This is a genomic window from Bifidobacterium sp. ESL0690 (genome assembly GCF_029392315.1).
Taxonomy (GTDB): Bacteria; Actinomycetota; Actinomycetes; order Actinomycetales; family Bifidobacteriaceae; genus Bifidobacterium.
On the sequence record NZ_CP113939.1, the window covers coordinates 1,953,128 to 1,967,450 of the forward strand.

The 14,323-nt window shown below is 56.7% G+C and carries 9 protein-coding genes; 3 read left to right on the forward strand and 6 right to left on the reverse strand.

Translation table 11 applies throughout. The features are described 5' to 3' along the window. Positions 1-244: 244 nt before the first annotated feature. Positions 245-1,513 (forward strand): MFS transporter, encoded by a 1,269-nt coding sequence (locus tag OZX62_RS07810; RefSeq protein ID WP_277175641.1) that lies wholly within the window; start codon positions 245-247, stop codon positions 1,511-1,513. A gap of 170 nt (positions 1,514-1,683) precedes the next feature. Next, the gene (locus tag OZX62_RS07815) at positions 1,684-2,286 is read left to right on the forward strand and encodes a TetR/AcrR family transcriptional regulator (protein ID WP_277175642.1); all 603 of its coding nucleotides are present in this window, start codon (positions 1,684-1,686) and stop codon (positions 2,284-2,286) included. A gap of 174 nt (positions 2,287-2,460) precedes the next feature. Here OZX62_RS07815 and OZX62_RS07820 read toward each other — a convergent pair whose 3' ends face one another. From OZX62_RS07820 to OZX62_RS07845, 6 genes are all read right to left on the reverse strand, one after another. Then, positions 2,461-3,735 carry a glutamate-cysteine ligase family protein gene (locus OZX62_RS07820; protein ID WP_277175643.1) on the reverse strand — a complete coding sequence of 425 codons (1,275 nt, stop codon included), beginning with the start codon at positions 3,733-3,735 and terminating at the stop codon, positions 2,461-2,463. Between the two features lie 176 nt (positions 3,736-3,911). Beyond that, complete coding sequence (locus OZX62_RS07825) at positions 3,912-6,407, reverse strand: glycoside hydrolase family 3 N-terminal domain-containing protein (protein ID WP_277175644.1); 2,496 nt, start codon at positions 6,405-6,407, stop codon at positions 3,912-3,914. 112 nt (positions 6,408-6,519) lie between these two features. Beyond that, positions 6,520-8,751, reverse strand: coding sequence for a beta-galactosidase (locus tag OZX62_RS07830; RefSeq protein WP_277175645.1), 2,232 nt, complete (start codon positions 8,749-8,751; stop codon positions 6,520-6,522). A 142-nt stretch (positions 8,752-8,893) separates the two neighbouring features. Then, on the reverse strand, positions 8,894-10,276 hold the full coding sequence (locus OZX62_RS07835) for a glycoside hydrolase family 30 beta sandwich domain-containing protein (protein ID WP_277175646.1): 1,383 nt from the start codon (positions 10,274-10,276) through the stop codon (positions 8,894-8,896). Positions 10,277-10,402: 126 nt separating this feature from the next. Next, the gene (locus OZX62_RS07840; protein ID WP_277175647.1) at positions 10,403-11,731 is read right to left on the reverse strand and encodes an MFS transporter; all 1,329 of its coding nucleotides are present in this window, start codon (positions 11,729-11,731) and stop codon (positions 10,403-10,405) included. Between the two features lie 390 nt (positions 11,732-12,121). Then, a complete protein-coding gene (locus tag OZX62_RS07845) occupies positions 12,122-12,754 on the reverse strand; it encodes a TetR/AcrR family transcriptional regulator (RefSeq protein ID WP_277175648.1) in 633 nt (210 codons plus the stop codon). Between the two features lie 306 nt (positions 12,755-13,060). Here OZX62_RS07845 and OZX62_RS07850 point away from each other — a divergent pair, with 306 nt between their 5' ends. Beyond that, positions 13,061-14,194 (forward strand): tRNA-dihydrouridine synthase, encoded by a 1,134-nt coding sequence (locus OZX62_RS07850; RefSeq protein ID WP_277175649.1) that lies wholly within the window; start codon positions 13,061-13,063, stop codon positions 14,192-14,194. Positions 14,195-14,323 lie beyond the last annotated feature (129 nt).

The following is a 14,323-nucleotide window of genomic DNA, read 5'->3' on the forward strand; positions in this document are numbered from 1 at the left end:
GCCGAAACGCGCGTCAAACAAGCCATAATTCGCCATTCTTGCAACGTTCAACTATTTAGCATTTTATGCTGGCAGAGTATTCCAGAAACTTAGCAATACCTCGTTTTATTGATTTTCCAATTATGCGGACATATCAATGTAATACATTTTCAAGTATACTATTTTTCACTAATAATTACTCTGATACAATACTTACCGACCGTACGGTAACTAGGAAAGTTACCTCCAACCAAGGAGGGTGTATATGGACTCAACAATACAGGTCACCAAATCGAACCTGGCACCGGATACCCAAAAGCCATTGCAGAACAAGGTACGTTTCGCATTGGGTTTCGTGCTGGTTTCCGTCCTCTGGGCGGCACCCTTTGCCATGGGCTCCGGCGTGCTTCTTCCCGAAACGTTCAAGCACCTTTCCGGCGTCTCCGCCGAGAATGCCGTCAGCACCATGAGCTCGGTGAGCGTCATCTTCGCACTCGTCGCCAACATCGTCTTCGGTACGCTTTCCGACGTTTCCAAATTCAAAATCGGCAAGCGCACCCCATGGATCGTCGCAGGCGGCATCATCGGCGCCGCCGGCTACTTCCTCACCGCTGAATCCAAGACCCTGCTGTGGATCGTCATCGGCTGGTGCATCGTGCAGATCGGCATCAACTGCCTGATCGCCCCTGCGGTCGCCGTTCTCTCCGACCGCATCCCCGAAGACGTTCGCGGTACCTATTCCGCGCTTTATGGCGCCGGCCAAATCGTCGGCATGCAGGTCGGCAACTTCATCGGCAGCTTCTTCCTGAGTCACCTGAACACCGGCCTCGTTGTCGGCACCATCATCTTCCTCTTCTCCGGTATTTTGACGGTTATCATCTGGCCTCGTGAGCAGTCTGCAGAGCACAACGACAAGGCGACCTCGGCCGCTGATGTCGCACGCTCCTTCATCCCTCCCACCAAGAACAGCCGCGATTTCTATTTGGCTCTCATCGGTCGTTTCACCTTCACCGTCGGCTGCTTCATGATCTCCGGATTCCAGCTGCTCATCCTCGAGCGCTACATCCACTTGAACAGGGATGATGCCGGCCACGCCACCCAGATCATCGCCATTATCACCGTAATCACCACCATCATCGCAGCGGCGGTCTCCGGCCCCATCTCCGACTATCTGCAGCGCCGCAAGGTCATCGTCTCCATCGCCTGCGTCATCATCGCCTTGGGCATGCTCGTGGTATGGCTCGTTCCCACCACCACCGGCATCTACCTCTATGCGGCACTCGCCGGCATCGGCAACGGCTGCTACATGTCCGTCGACCAGGCACTGAACGTTGACGTTCTGCCCAATCCGAAGGAAGCCGGCAAGGACCTCGGCATCCTGAACCTCTCCAACACTGTTGGCCAGGCCATTGCACCTTGGTGCACTTCCCTGTTCATCAGCCTCTCGGGCGGTTACAAGGGCGTCTTCCCGGTCGCCATCGTCTTCCTGCTTGTGGGCACCATCTTCATCATGATGATTCGCAAGGTCAAGTAAGACCGACGATTTTCGCCAGTGATGCCGTGTCCTTCAACTCCGTTAGGGCACGGCATCACTGTATTCGGCGACGAAATTATCCGAATTGTGATATACGACATCGGGCCGCTTTCGGTCTAGCTCTTAAGGAATAATAGGAACTCGTCGTATATAAAAGAGGCCTTTCCATTATGCTGCATCTTTCCCGTGCAAAAAAACGTGACACCAACGTCGATAGCCGCACCGCCATACTCAATGCCGCCGTCATCTCGTTCGGGGAACGCGGATATTACGGGACTTCGCTGCAGAAAATCGCGACTACCGTGGGGATGACCAAGGCCGGGGTGCTTCATCATGTCGGCAGCAAAGAAGGGCTGCTCGACATCGTGCTCGACGAAATCTACGATCCCGGCACCGAAACCATCATGGATAATTTCAGGATGACCGACCGGCCGAATGTGGCGCGAATGTGGCGCGAAGTCGTGGCCATCAACGCCAATCGGCCCGAGCAGGTCCACATGTTTTCGACGCTCGACGCCGAGGCAATCGACCCCAAGCATCCGGCTCACGAATACTTCAGAAAGCGCGACCAGAATCTGCTCGAGGAGATGCTGCAGATTCCTTGGTACGTACCACAGAGCACGAATATAGGAGCCCTGCTTGAGGCCGGTTTCAGCATGATGGACGGCATCCAATTGCGATGGCTGCGTGCACCCGAACGTGACTTGAACGAGATGTGGGCCGAGTGCGAGAAGGAATTAATGCCGATACCGATGTGGGAAGGGTATCGGTAAACCGGCCGGGCTCACATTTTTAGGGCTCATGAAAAAATGTGAGTCCAAACCGAACATTTGCCGCCAGCATAATCGATGAAAAGATTGGAATATCAAGGGTTTTCGAAGATTGGGCGATTCCCTCAAATGTTCATTTGACTCTCATTTTTTCGTGCGCCCTAAAAAATGTGAGCCTCAGCGCTGAAACACGTCGGGATGAAGCGGGTCGCCGGGAATGTCGGCTCGGGTATCTCTGAGCCCCAGCGCATCCTGCCATTCATCCATGGACTTTCCGAACGGCTTGGCATCCATGCCGCGCGCCTGCAAATCGTCCTTGGCCAGCTCGACGTCGACAATCGAAAGGCCTTCGACAAATGACTTCCACCGGGTGAAATTAGCATCGTCGTAAAAGACGTTTTTGACGGTTTGTGTCAGCAGTTCCGCGCGCTCGATGGGCAGCGAATCCCAGTGCCGCAGCTCCACGAAATTCTTCAGGCGCACGTCATTGAAATGCGTCGAAAGAATGTGGCTGACCTCGTAGGCATTGAGCTCACGGTCGGGGTAGATATCGGCCGCGTTGCGCTTGAAAGCGACAAATTCCTGCTCGTCCTCGCTCAGCCCTTCGGCCTCGGGAGTGTGGGTGAGGTCGGCGAACATCATCGGCGTAGCCAAGACGTCTCGTGCGTAATCCTCCCAGCCGAAGCGCGGATCGAAAAGCCCCGGTGTGATGCCGGTGCGCTGCGGGTCGGCCTTGTCCCAAATGCGCTGGCGCAGCAGTGGGAACGGATTCTTTTCCCCCTCAAAATACGGGGAATTGCGGAAGAACATGGAAATGATCGGCCCGAGCGCGCTGCCGACACGCATTTTGGCGATGGCATCCGCCTCGTCACTGTAGTCGATGCTCACCTGAGTTGAGGCTGAGCAGCGCATCATGCAGGGGCCGTAGGCGCCGACATGGCCAAGGTAATCGTTCATCGCGGCGTAGCGACGCTTGGGGTTGATTTTGATATCGGCAAAACTGGTGACCGGCTGGTAGCCGTAATTGATCAGGCGAAAGCCCAGGTCGTCAAGAATCGGATTGATTTCACTGCGGAACTTACCATAAATATCAAGTAGTTCCTGTGGCGCGTGCAATACACCAATGGAGGTCTCGAACTGACCGCCCGGCTCCAGCGACAGACTGATGCCCGGACGCGCAAGCCCCAGCAGATGACCGTCTTCGACGAATTCCTTGTCGGCATCATAGTAGGGCCGCAACCGCTTCAACAACGTTTCGATGCCGTTCGGCTCAGCATAGCTGACCGCCTGGTCGCTGCCGTTGCGTACGGGAAGATGCTCGATCTCGACACCGTAGCCATCGTTGCGCTCGGGCTTGGCGCCAGATTCGAAGAAGCGCAGCAGACTGGCCACATGCTTGCTGTTCACCTTCGCACCGACATGTGCGTAACTCACCCGTGGAGTAGTATTCATAACCTCTATCGTATTCACTCACACCCGTTTTATCGAGCAATTACGCGGGTTGCGCATTACTCTATTCGGACCATGCACATAGAGAACACCGGATAGGCACCAAAGAGAAATGTGTGTGAACCCACCAGCATCCGATACAGATTCACGCACATTCCTGAACTCACCGTTTCGGATGATTACTCGACCGTGAAGGTGGTGCGTTTGAGGTCACGGCGACGGGAGGAATGGCCTACCAGCAGCTCGAACTCGCCGGGCTCGACGATGCGGTTGGCATCCGCATCGACGATGGAGCAGGCCGAAACCGGAATATCGAGCGTGACCGACTTGCTCTCCCCCGGCTTGAGATCAACCCTACGGAAGGCCTTCAGCTCACGGTCCGTCCAGCTCACCGACGTCACCAAATCACCGACGTAGGCCTGCACCACTTCGGTGCCGACGCGCTTGCCGGTGTTGGTCACATCTATCGAAACATGCAACGTATCGTCGGTGCCGAACGGCGTATCCCCGCCTTCGATGTGCGGCTCGCCGTAAGCGAAGGTGGTGTAGCCCAAACCCTCGCCGAACGCGAAGGCCGGGTCCTGCGTGAGGTCGGCGTAGCGCCAGCCGTGCTGTCCGCGAATCTGGTTGTAATAGACCGGCAACTGGCCGGCGTCGCGCGGGAAGGTGATGGGCAAGCGGCCGCTCGGGGCGGTGATGCCCATGATGATTTCGGCGATGGCACGCCCGCCTTCCATGCCCGGGCTCGGGGCCCAAAGCAAGGCGTCGGCGTTCAAAGCGCTGTCCGGAAGCACCTGCGGCTTGGAGCTCATCAGGACGACGACAAACGGCTTGTTTTGCGCTTTGGCCACGTCGGCGAGCGCATCGAGCAGCGCCACCTGGCCGCCCTGAAGCCTGAGCGTTGCGGTCGAACGTCCCTCACCGATCAGCGGGATGACATCGCCTACGACGGCGACCACGGCATCGGCAGCCTTGCTAGCAACAACGGCTTCGTCAAGCTGGGCCTGATTAATCGGTGCGGATTGGGCCACTTTCGGACGCGGCTGGCCGTCCGGAAATACAGGACCGGACGGGTCGTCGACGAGCTCGACCACCTCGGCACCTTTGGCGTACGCGACTTCGAAATCGTCGTCCTTGCCGATGGCTTTGAGGCCGTCTACCACCGTTGTAATCATGTCGCGCGGCTGGCCTTCCGGCATCCAGGAAACCTGACCGGAATTGCCGGCCCAGTCGCCCAGCTGCGTCTGCGCGTCATCGGCAAGCGGCCCGACCACCGCGATACGGCGGATGGCTTTGCCATCTAGGGGAAGCACCGGCTTGTCGGTTTCGGGGAGATCATTGGAGTCAGCGTTGACTTGGGTATTGTTCCCGGCGCTCACTGCGGCATCCGTTCCCACGTTTGCAATACACTCTTGGTCAGCGCCTTCAGTCTTTTGCCGGTCGATTTCAGAAGAGCCACTGGCAGAATCATCGGAAGAATCATCCACATTTTCCGTCGCAGCAACAGAACCCCAAGATTGCGAACCGTTGCGCAACAGCACAATCGATTCACGGGTCAGTTCGAGGTTGGTCTGACGGTGCGCCTCGCTGCCAATGACGGCATCGATGCGCTTCTGGTCGGGCAGACGCGGGTCCTCGAAAAGCCCCAGACGGAACTTGACCGCCAGAATCCTGGACACGGCCTCGTCAATTTCACTTTCCTTGAGCAGACCGGACTTGATCGCCTCAAGCGCCCCGTCGTAGAACTGTTCGGTGGTCATCACCAGATCGTTGCCGGCCTTGACGGCATCGGCCGCGGCATGAACGAAGTCCGGCTTGATCTTCTGCTCCCAAACCGAACGGCCGACGTTGTCCCAATCGGTGACCAGCATGCCCTTGTAGCCCCAGTCACCACGCAGCTTCTGGCTCAGCAGCCAGTGGTTGAAGGTCACCGGCACGCCTTCGATGGACTCATAGCCGAGCATGAACGTGCCCGCACCCTCGCGCGCCACCCGTTCGAAAGGCGGCAGGAACCACGAGGTCAGTTTGCGGTGGGAAAGGTCGGCTTCGCTGGCGTCACGTCCGCCCTGCGTCTCGGAATATCCTGCGAAATGCTTGGCACAGGCCAGGATGGCGTCTTTGGCGAGCGGCTCCCCCGCCTTGGCACCACCCTGATAGCCGCGCACCATGGCGGAGCCGAATTCGCCGATCAGTGTCGGGTCCTCGCCGAAGGTCTCACCGACGCGTCCCCAGCGGGTATCGCGCGCGATGCACAGCACCGGCGAGAACGTCCAGTGCACACCAGTAGTGGAGACTTCCTCGGCGGTGGCACGAGCCGCCTTTTCGACCTTGGCCGGGTCCCAGGAGGAGGCCATGCCGAGCTCTTCGGGGTAGATTGTGGCACCAGGCCAGAAGGAATAGCCATGAATGCAATCGTCACCGATGACCAGCGGAATGCCCAACCTGGTCTGCGTGCGCACCATCTCGACCGACTTCGGCAAATCCTCGGGGCTGGTATGCAGGATGGAGCCTACATGCCGCTCGACGATGAGGTGCTCCAGATCACCGCCGCGGGCATCGAGCTGCAACATCTGCCCGACCTTTTCCTCAAGCGTCATGCGTCCCAACAGGTCGGTGATACGCTCATTGTCGGTCAGTTTCGGGTTTTGATACGGAAGTTGTTCATTTTCAGTCATTATTATCATCCTTGACTTTTTGATTTATTATAAAAGAACGTGTAGTGCCTTGTAGGCGATTATTCGACTCGCAAGAAAACCAATCGAGCAAGCTTTTGGCTTCAACAGACACCTAGGCATCAATGGCATTACCCTCAGCTACCACAACCAGATTCCACGGACCAATCGCCAACTCGTCTCCGGCTTCAATCCGCGATCCGGACGCAGGGCCTGCCGAACCGTCCTTTACCGACGACCCGTCGGAAGCGACTTTGACACCACCGACAATGACCCTGCCGGATATCGGGGCGACAAACTGCACCGGGTCAGGCAAGTAATTCAGCAGATACACGATGCGCTCACCCTGCTCGTCGAAGCCAACCCGCACCGTCATTTGGCCAGCCAGATCGGCACCCAGCGATTCGACGCCCGCCGCCTCAACGGTGTCACGAACAACATTACGGGTCGCACCCGCGTCCAGTACAGTGCCGACCCATTGCGCCCAACCGGAGCCAAAGGCGTGGCGCGTAATCGCCGCATACGCTCCCCACGCCGGATGACGATAGCTGGCCAAAACCTGCGTATTGCCGTCGTTCGGCTTGAGCAATTCGATAAGTGCCTCGGCCTTGGTTTCGGGCTTCGCTTCACCTTGGACCTCACTTTTCGCTTCATTCTGCGTTCCTGACTGTGTTTCGAGCTGCGCTCCGGCCTTTGCAGCCGTCTCGCCGCTGTCTCCAGCAGCCACAACACCGACATCGTTCGGCCGGGTGAACTGGTTGTAGCTCATCCCGAACACGTCGGTAAGCCCATGCGGGGCGGAATCATGCCAGACCGTGACATCGTCGTCGGCGACGAACGAACGCAACGAGGAAAGCAGATGGCCGCCCGCTTTGACGTATGAACGCAAGGTGTCGATGGTGCTTTGCGACGCGCAATAAAGCGCCGGCGTCACCACGAGTTTATACTGGCTCAGATTTTCGGCATCGACGTCCGTCGGCACGAAATCGGCTTCGACATTCAGCTCGAACAACGCATCGTAATACATACGCACGATGTCGTTATAACGCAGCCCGCCATCAGCCGGGAACCCGGTTTCCAGCGTAAACCAGTCCAGCGCCGTCAACGCCTCGTTCGATACCATGATGGCGACCTGATTGCGTTTCCTCAAGTGCTTGAGATGCTTCTGTACCTCAGGTTGCGCGATTTCACGCCCGAAAACCCCGGCTTCCTCGTACGTCGGGTTCGGCTCAAGGTCATGGCTCAAAAGTCCCTTCCAATAGGTCTCGAAGGAATTGTGGATGGAATGCCAGTGCCAATACATCACGCTGTCCGCACCGCTGGCCAAGTGGCTGTAGGCCTGCAGCCGCAGCTGGCCGGGATAGGGCAGCCAACCGTGCTGGCCCTGCGCCTCGGTCTCCAGAACGAAATAGTTCTGACCGCCTTTTATGGAGCGGGCCATGTCGCCACCAAACGCAATCTCCTTGCCGGTCAGCTCATCTTCAGTGGGATGGTAAATATCGACTCCGGTAATATCCAGCGCTTCGACAGCCTTGAAATGGTCGACCGCAGGCTGCACGCCGAAGGAATAGCCGCGCCATTCGTAGTCGAAATTATGGGTCACAAACTGGTCGTCTCTGGCGTATTCGCGCACGATATCGGCCTGCCATGCCAGGTATTCCGCCACCTGCGAGCGCCGGAACTTGTCGAATTCGGCGCGCAGCGATTCGTTGATCGCGCCGGTCACGTCAGGAAAATCCTCCCAGGCGTTGATGCGGTTTGACCAGTAATCAAGCCCGAACGTGGCGTTGAGCTCATCCAGATTGTCGTTGAAACGATCACGCAGGTACTTGACGAACAATGCTTGCATATCGGCGGAAACGCAGTCATAATATTTCGTCTCGTTGTCGACCTGATAGCCGATGACCGCGGGATTTTGGGCGACGTGGGCAATCAGCTTTCTGATGACCCGCTCGGCATAGTAGCGGTACGAGGGGTTGACGATGTCCATGATTTGCCGCGCACCGTATTTGCCGGGGCCGTCGGGGGTGACGGCAAGCACGTCGGGATGCATGCGCACCAGCCAGGTCGGCACGGCGTATGTCGGCGTTCCGACGATAACGGAAATACCGTGACGCCGCGCCGCCTCGAGCACGCGGTCGACATACGAGAAATCGAAAACGCCGGGCTGCGGCTCACACGTGCTCCACGTCGATTCGGCGATGCGGATGGTATTGATGCCGATATGCCGCATCATCTCCATGTCCGTGTCGACCCGGTCAAGGTCGCGCGGCATGTATTCGTCGTAATATGCCGCTCCGAAAAGAATCCTGTCCGGCAGCTTCGCCGTCTTTTTTATGGCATTCATATCTGTTCATCCTTGTCTTACGTGTCGTCTTCATTGAATACACAATAAAAAATAATAAGATGCAGACATGGCCGTTACCGGTGACCAAGCGACGACCATATCTGCAAGCATTAGCCGTTATCACAAGCGGCTAAAGCAACCTTCAGTCGATGACGAAGGTATTGAACGAACGCGGGGCGAGAGTCGCGTTGACCGCATGCGAGGCGTCATCCGGGTCTTCAAAGCTGAAGTCCAACGGACGTTCGAGCGCGTTCTGCACCACCACGGCGATGGAGCCGTCGGGGTTGCGGAAGGCGATACCCATCGAGTTGAAGCGCCCGCTCGTGCCGAGCCGCACGGCACCCGGCTTGACGTACTTTGAGAAGTGGCGCATGACGTACCACTCCGGGTTGCGCGTGAGCTTGCCTGTCTTGGAATCGACCGTGTAAAGCGAATTCTGGTTCCAGCCCCAGGTGCTTAAGATCTCGGTCAGCACCATATTCCAGTAGACATAAGCAGTGGCCCCGTTGCGGAAGTAATGGTTCATCAAGTGGAACACGTATTCCGCGTAGGCCCAGGAATTGTCGCCCGTACCGCATTCGGACTCGGTCTGCTCAAGCTCAAGCTCCGGCCACGATTCGTGGGTGCGAGCGATGGCGTTTTGCCCAGCCCACTGGTAGCCGATACCCTTAATATAGCCGCGAGCCTTCTCGTCGAAGAGGATGTCGTCGATATAGCGGTTGTAGTTGTTGAGGCTCATACCGTAGCCGCCGCCGGTCCACGACATGTCTTCCGGGCCGTTCATCGTCCCCAGGAAGATGTCGGTGTCGATGCCTTCACGCTCGAAGGCCGGCCCGAGATAGTCACGGATGAAAATCTTCAGGTCGTGGCTCGACCAGAGGCAGCTCGGGAACTTCTGATCGGCGAAGACCTCGTTCTGCACGTGCAGCTGGGTGACTTTGATGCCGCGCTTGGCGTATTCCTGAATGTAGCGCACGAAATACTTGGCGTAGGCGGTGAGGTTTTCGGGGGTCATCACGATGCGGCCGAAATTGTAGGCCTTGGGGAATTTCATCCACGTCGGCGGGCTCCACGGGCTTGAGAAAAGCTGCATTTCGGGCTGGTATTTCTGCGCGCGCTGGATATAGGGAACCAGCGTCTTGTCATCATGCTCGACGCTGAAATGGCTCATGTCGTAGTCGCCGTCGGTTTCGTCGTAGCTGTACCATTCCTCGGCGAAGTCGTTGGCGCCGATCGGGGCGCGGTTGAAACGGAAGTTCATCTCGTCTCGTCCGAACAGCTCGTGGAACACCGTTTCGGAGGTGCTTTCATCGGTATATTTGGTCAGCGCCTGCCAGCCGAGCTCGTTGAAGCACCCGCCAAAACCACGCACTTTCTGGAACGTCTCGCCGGTGAGTTTCAGCCCGCCGGTATCGCTGCCATCACTGCTTCCAGCCTGCTGGGCCGTACTGTTTTCCGGCGATGTCAGCTTCGTCTTCACCAATTTCGCATCAGGAGTGGATGCGATCCATGTTGCAGTCATCATTCTGCCTTTCTTAAGATTTTCTATCAGATTTTGCTTTTCGCGCGGGTTGCGGAATGATATCCGCTATTCCGCAATCCGCGGGAAATCAGCGATAACAGGACTTCGTCCAATGTAAGCCTCTGAGGATTACTTGACGCCCTTGATCCACATGATGAAGATGCAGCCGATCAGCGCGAGCGCGATGGCCACCGGGAACGCCAGCGAATAGCCGACGGAGACGACGATGCGTGCCATGATCAGCGGGCCGCACATCTGGCCCAAGGTGGTGGCGAGGTTCAGAATACCGAGATCCTTGCCGGCCTCGTCCTTGTTCGGCAGCACGTCGACGAGCAGCGCCTGATCGACGGAGGAATAGACGCCGTAACCCAGGCCGGCAATGGCGGCGTAAAGATACATGCCCATCGAAGAGGGGAAGATCCAAGGCATCGCAATGCCGATGGCGAAGCACACGGAAGCGACGACAACCGGGACCTTGCGGCGTCCGATGAAGTCGGAGAACGGTCCGGCGACCACAGAACCGAGCAGGGAAACGACCATCGTGATCACGGAAATCACCGAAATGGTGCTTGCCGCCTGCTTGACGGACTGGCCGACGTAGTTTTCGACGATGTACATCTGATAGACGCTGATCATCTGGTAACTGATGAGCATGCACAGACGGCCCACAAAGGCCTTGTAAAAATCGTGACCCGTGGAGAACTTCGGCGGACGGAACGACATGATGATGTCTTTGAAGCCCTTCTTGGCCGGCGGCAGATAATCGGCTGATTCCTCGCGCGGAATCAGCACGACCGCAGCCACACCGCCGAGGAACATCAAGACGCCTGCCACGGCGAAGCCCGGCAGCAGATTGGTGACGAACCTTGCGCCGATCAAGGAGCCGATAGGCGAACCGATGGTGGAGCCGGCACCAAAGAACGCGGACATGGTACCTCGCACGCCGGAGGGGATGCGGTCGGAAATGGTGGCCGTCACCGGCGCAATCATGCAGTTCAAACCAAACATGCACAGGCAGTAGTAGACGGTGAGCAGGATGGCGTTGTTGGTGGTGCCGGTCAGGAAGAGCATCACGCCGCCAAGCACGCCACCGAAAAGAATGTAAGGAGTACGGCGGCCGAAGCGCGAACGCGAACGGTCGGAGAAAGTGCCGAAGACGAGGTTGGCGACCAGCGACGCCACGGCGGTGCAGGCGTTGACGTTGCCCATGAGCACATCCGGACGCACGCCGATGACCTGTTTATAATGTTCCGGCAGCAACACGATGGAGACGATGCCGAGGCCCGTCATCCACAGTATGCCGAACATGAAGAACCCTGCGCCGAAGCGTACGAGCTTCTTCTTAGGGACCTTTTTACCCGTCTCGGGGCTCAGGTCTGGATCTTTTTCCGCCGCCTCTATCGCGGCATTGTGCTCGGCAAGGCGCTCGGCTTTGCTGGCGACTATGGAATCACTCATTGACCCACTTCTTTCACTATCAACAATGATGTATCCAACGATAGCGGCTTGGAACTTATCTACTATCTATTAGATATATGAGATAGTAATAAGCTGATTATAGTTTGTCAAATCAGATAACTAATAATTTTACTGACGTTTTCTCCGGTTTTTCATCTTTTTAGTTGCATTTCCTCTCTCAATAACAGCCTTTTACGTCAATTATCGTTAGGAAAGATTCATTTATCGCCATTTATAACAGATTTAGGAAAACGATAATTAACTTATAGATACTCGATAATCTGATTTAAAATTGCAAAAACTTCTTTTGGATGACTATTTTTCCCGTACAACTGAATGAACACTTTATATGCCAAGAATTATTGTGCAAACCATCGCAACGATGTCATCTCAGCGATAATGTTGCCATACCTCATCCGGGAAAATGACCTTTTCGAAACCGAGCCATTCATCGTAGAGATCGATTGGAGGCTCACGCAGCCAACGCAGCTGAATGCCATCCATAGCCTCGATGCATTGGCGAACCACCGGCCGCATTTTGTCGGCCCACGGGCGAAATTCCGGAGGCAAAACCCAGTCGAACTTCGAATAATATCGCCAAACCGAATCAGGACGCTCGGCAAAATACCGATGAAGCGGATGTGAGGGATTGAACGATTCCGTTTCCAACACCATATAGAGCTGGACCATCATTTTCCTGCTCGCATTATGTCGCACCAGAAACCGCAAATACGCCGGAAAAAACGGGCCTTGCGGGTCGCTGCCAGGCAATCCAGACTTCAGAAAATCCTCCGGCGTGCCCGTCGTGTCATAGATATCGGTGATCAACGGGGAAAGCAAACCGTCTTTACTGCCAACGTAATGCAAAAGACCAGGTTGGCTCATACCAACTTCGTCCGCCACGTCCTTGAGCGAGATGCCGTTGAACCCTTTCGTGCTGATGAGCTTGGCAGCGGCCTGCGTAATCTCCTGCCTGCGTTCTTCGGGAGACTTGCGGATTCGGCGCTGCTTGGCTTTTGACATGGTTTCCAGTATAGGAGAAACGCACGCCAGACAGATTGGAACGATTCCGCGAGGCTTATAATCACCTGTTTCGACGCATTTGCCGGGAAACTCGGTTATCTTACATTTCCTATTTCCAACACTTCATCGCGCATGCTGCGTCTCGCGTTCCACACCCTGCGTTTCGCGTCCGTCTCTTCTCTCTCTTCGTATCTTCCTTCGCAACGAAGTCGAATGAAGCCTAATTCCAACGAAATAAAATCACCCCGAGATTGTCGACCGCATAGAATGGAGGTATCGAAACTGCCAATACCAAAGGAGCACTTTATGACCACGGATAATCGCAGCACATTGTTTTCGCCGCTGACCCTGCCCACCCCGGACGGGACCGGGCTCAAGTTGCGCAACCGCACCATCCTCTCCCCCATGTGCCAGTATGCCGTCGAAAAGATGGACGGCGTGGCCACGGACTGGCATCTGCAGCATTACGGCGCCATCGCCGCTGGCGGATTCGGGTTGCTTACCATCGAGTCGACCGGAGTCAATCCTGTCGGCCGAATTTCGCCGCTTGACCTCGGAATGTATAGCGACGAACAGGAAGCAGCTCACAAGCATCTGGTCTCATTCATCCACTCGCAGGGTGCTGCCGCAGCTGTACAACTCAATCATGCGGGCGGACGCGCTTCAGGCGAACCTTGGCTTCCGGGTGTGCACGGCGGTTCCGCCCCTCTTGAAGAGGGCGGATGGCAGACGGTCGGCATGACCGACGAATCCATCGCTAAAGACTATCGGTCGACCACGAAACTGGACAAAGACGGCATTTCGCAGATCGTCTCGGATTTCGCCGATGCCGCACGGCGGGCCGATGCAGCCGGCTACGATGCCATCCAGATCCATGCCGCTCATGGCTATCTGCTCCATCAGGCGCTTTCGCCGCTGACCAACACACGGACCGACGAATACGGCGGAGGTCTCGAAAACCGGTCGCGCCTGATGTGCGAGGTCGTTGACGCCATTCGTGCCGTGTGGCCGAAATCGAAGCCGCTCGGTATCCGTATTTCCGCCACCGACTGGGTGGAAGGCGGGCTCGACATCGAGACCACCGCGCCGCTGATGCGCGAATTGGTCAAGCATCATGGCATCAACTGGGTCGACGTCTCTTCCGGCGGCTTGGTCAACACCCCGTTGCAGCCTTCCGGCCCCGGCTTCCACGCCATTCTCGGCGCACAAATGAAGCAGGCCCTTGCTGACACTGATGCGGTCGTGAGCGTGGTCGGCGGTATTTCCAGCCCGGAACAGGCAGAAACCATGCTGCGCACCCGTCAGGTCGACGCCGTCTCCATCGGTCGCGCCGCCATGCGCAACCCGCACTGGCCCGCGATGGCCGCCGCCCGCCTAGGCGTTGCGCGCGAAGACATTCCTGCCTCGCCGCAATATTGGCGTGCCGACTGGGATAGTTGATTTTCTCATTAAAAGCCATGATACGTAGCCGATAACCTCGATGTTCCGCAAAACAGGCGCCTAAGCTTCTGCGGATATCCGCCTTCCAGCAGCTTTCGAACAAGACCCACGAAACGATAATCACGATTA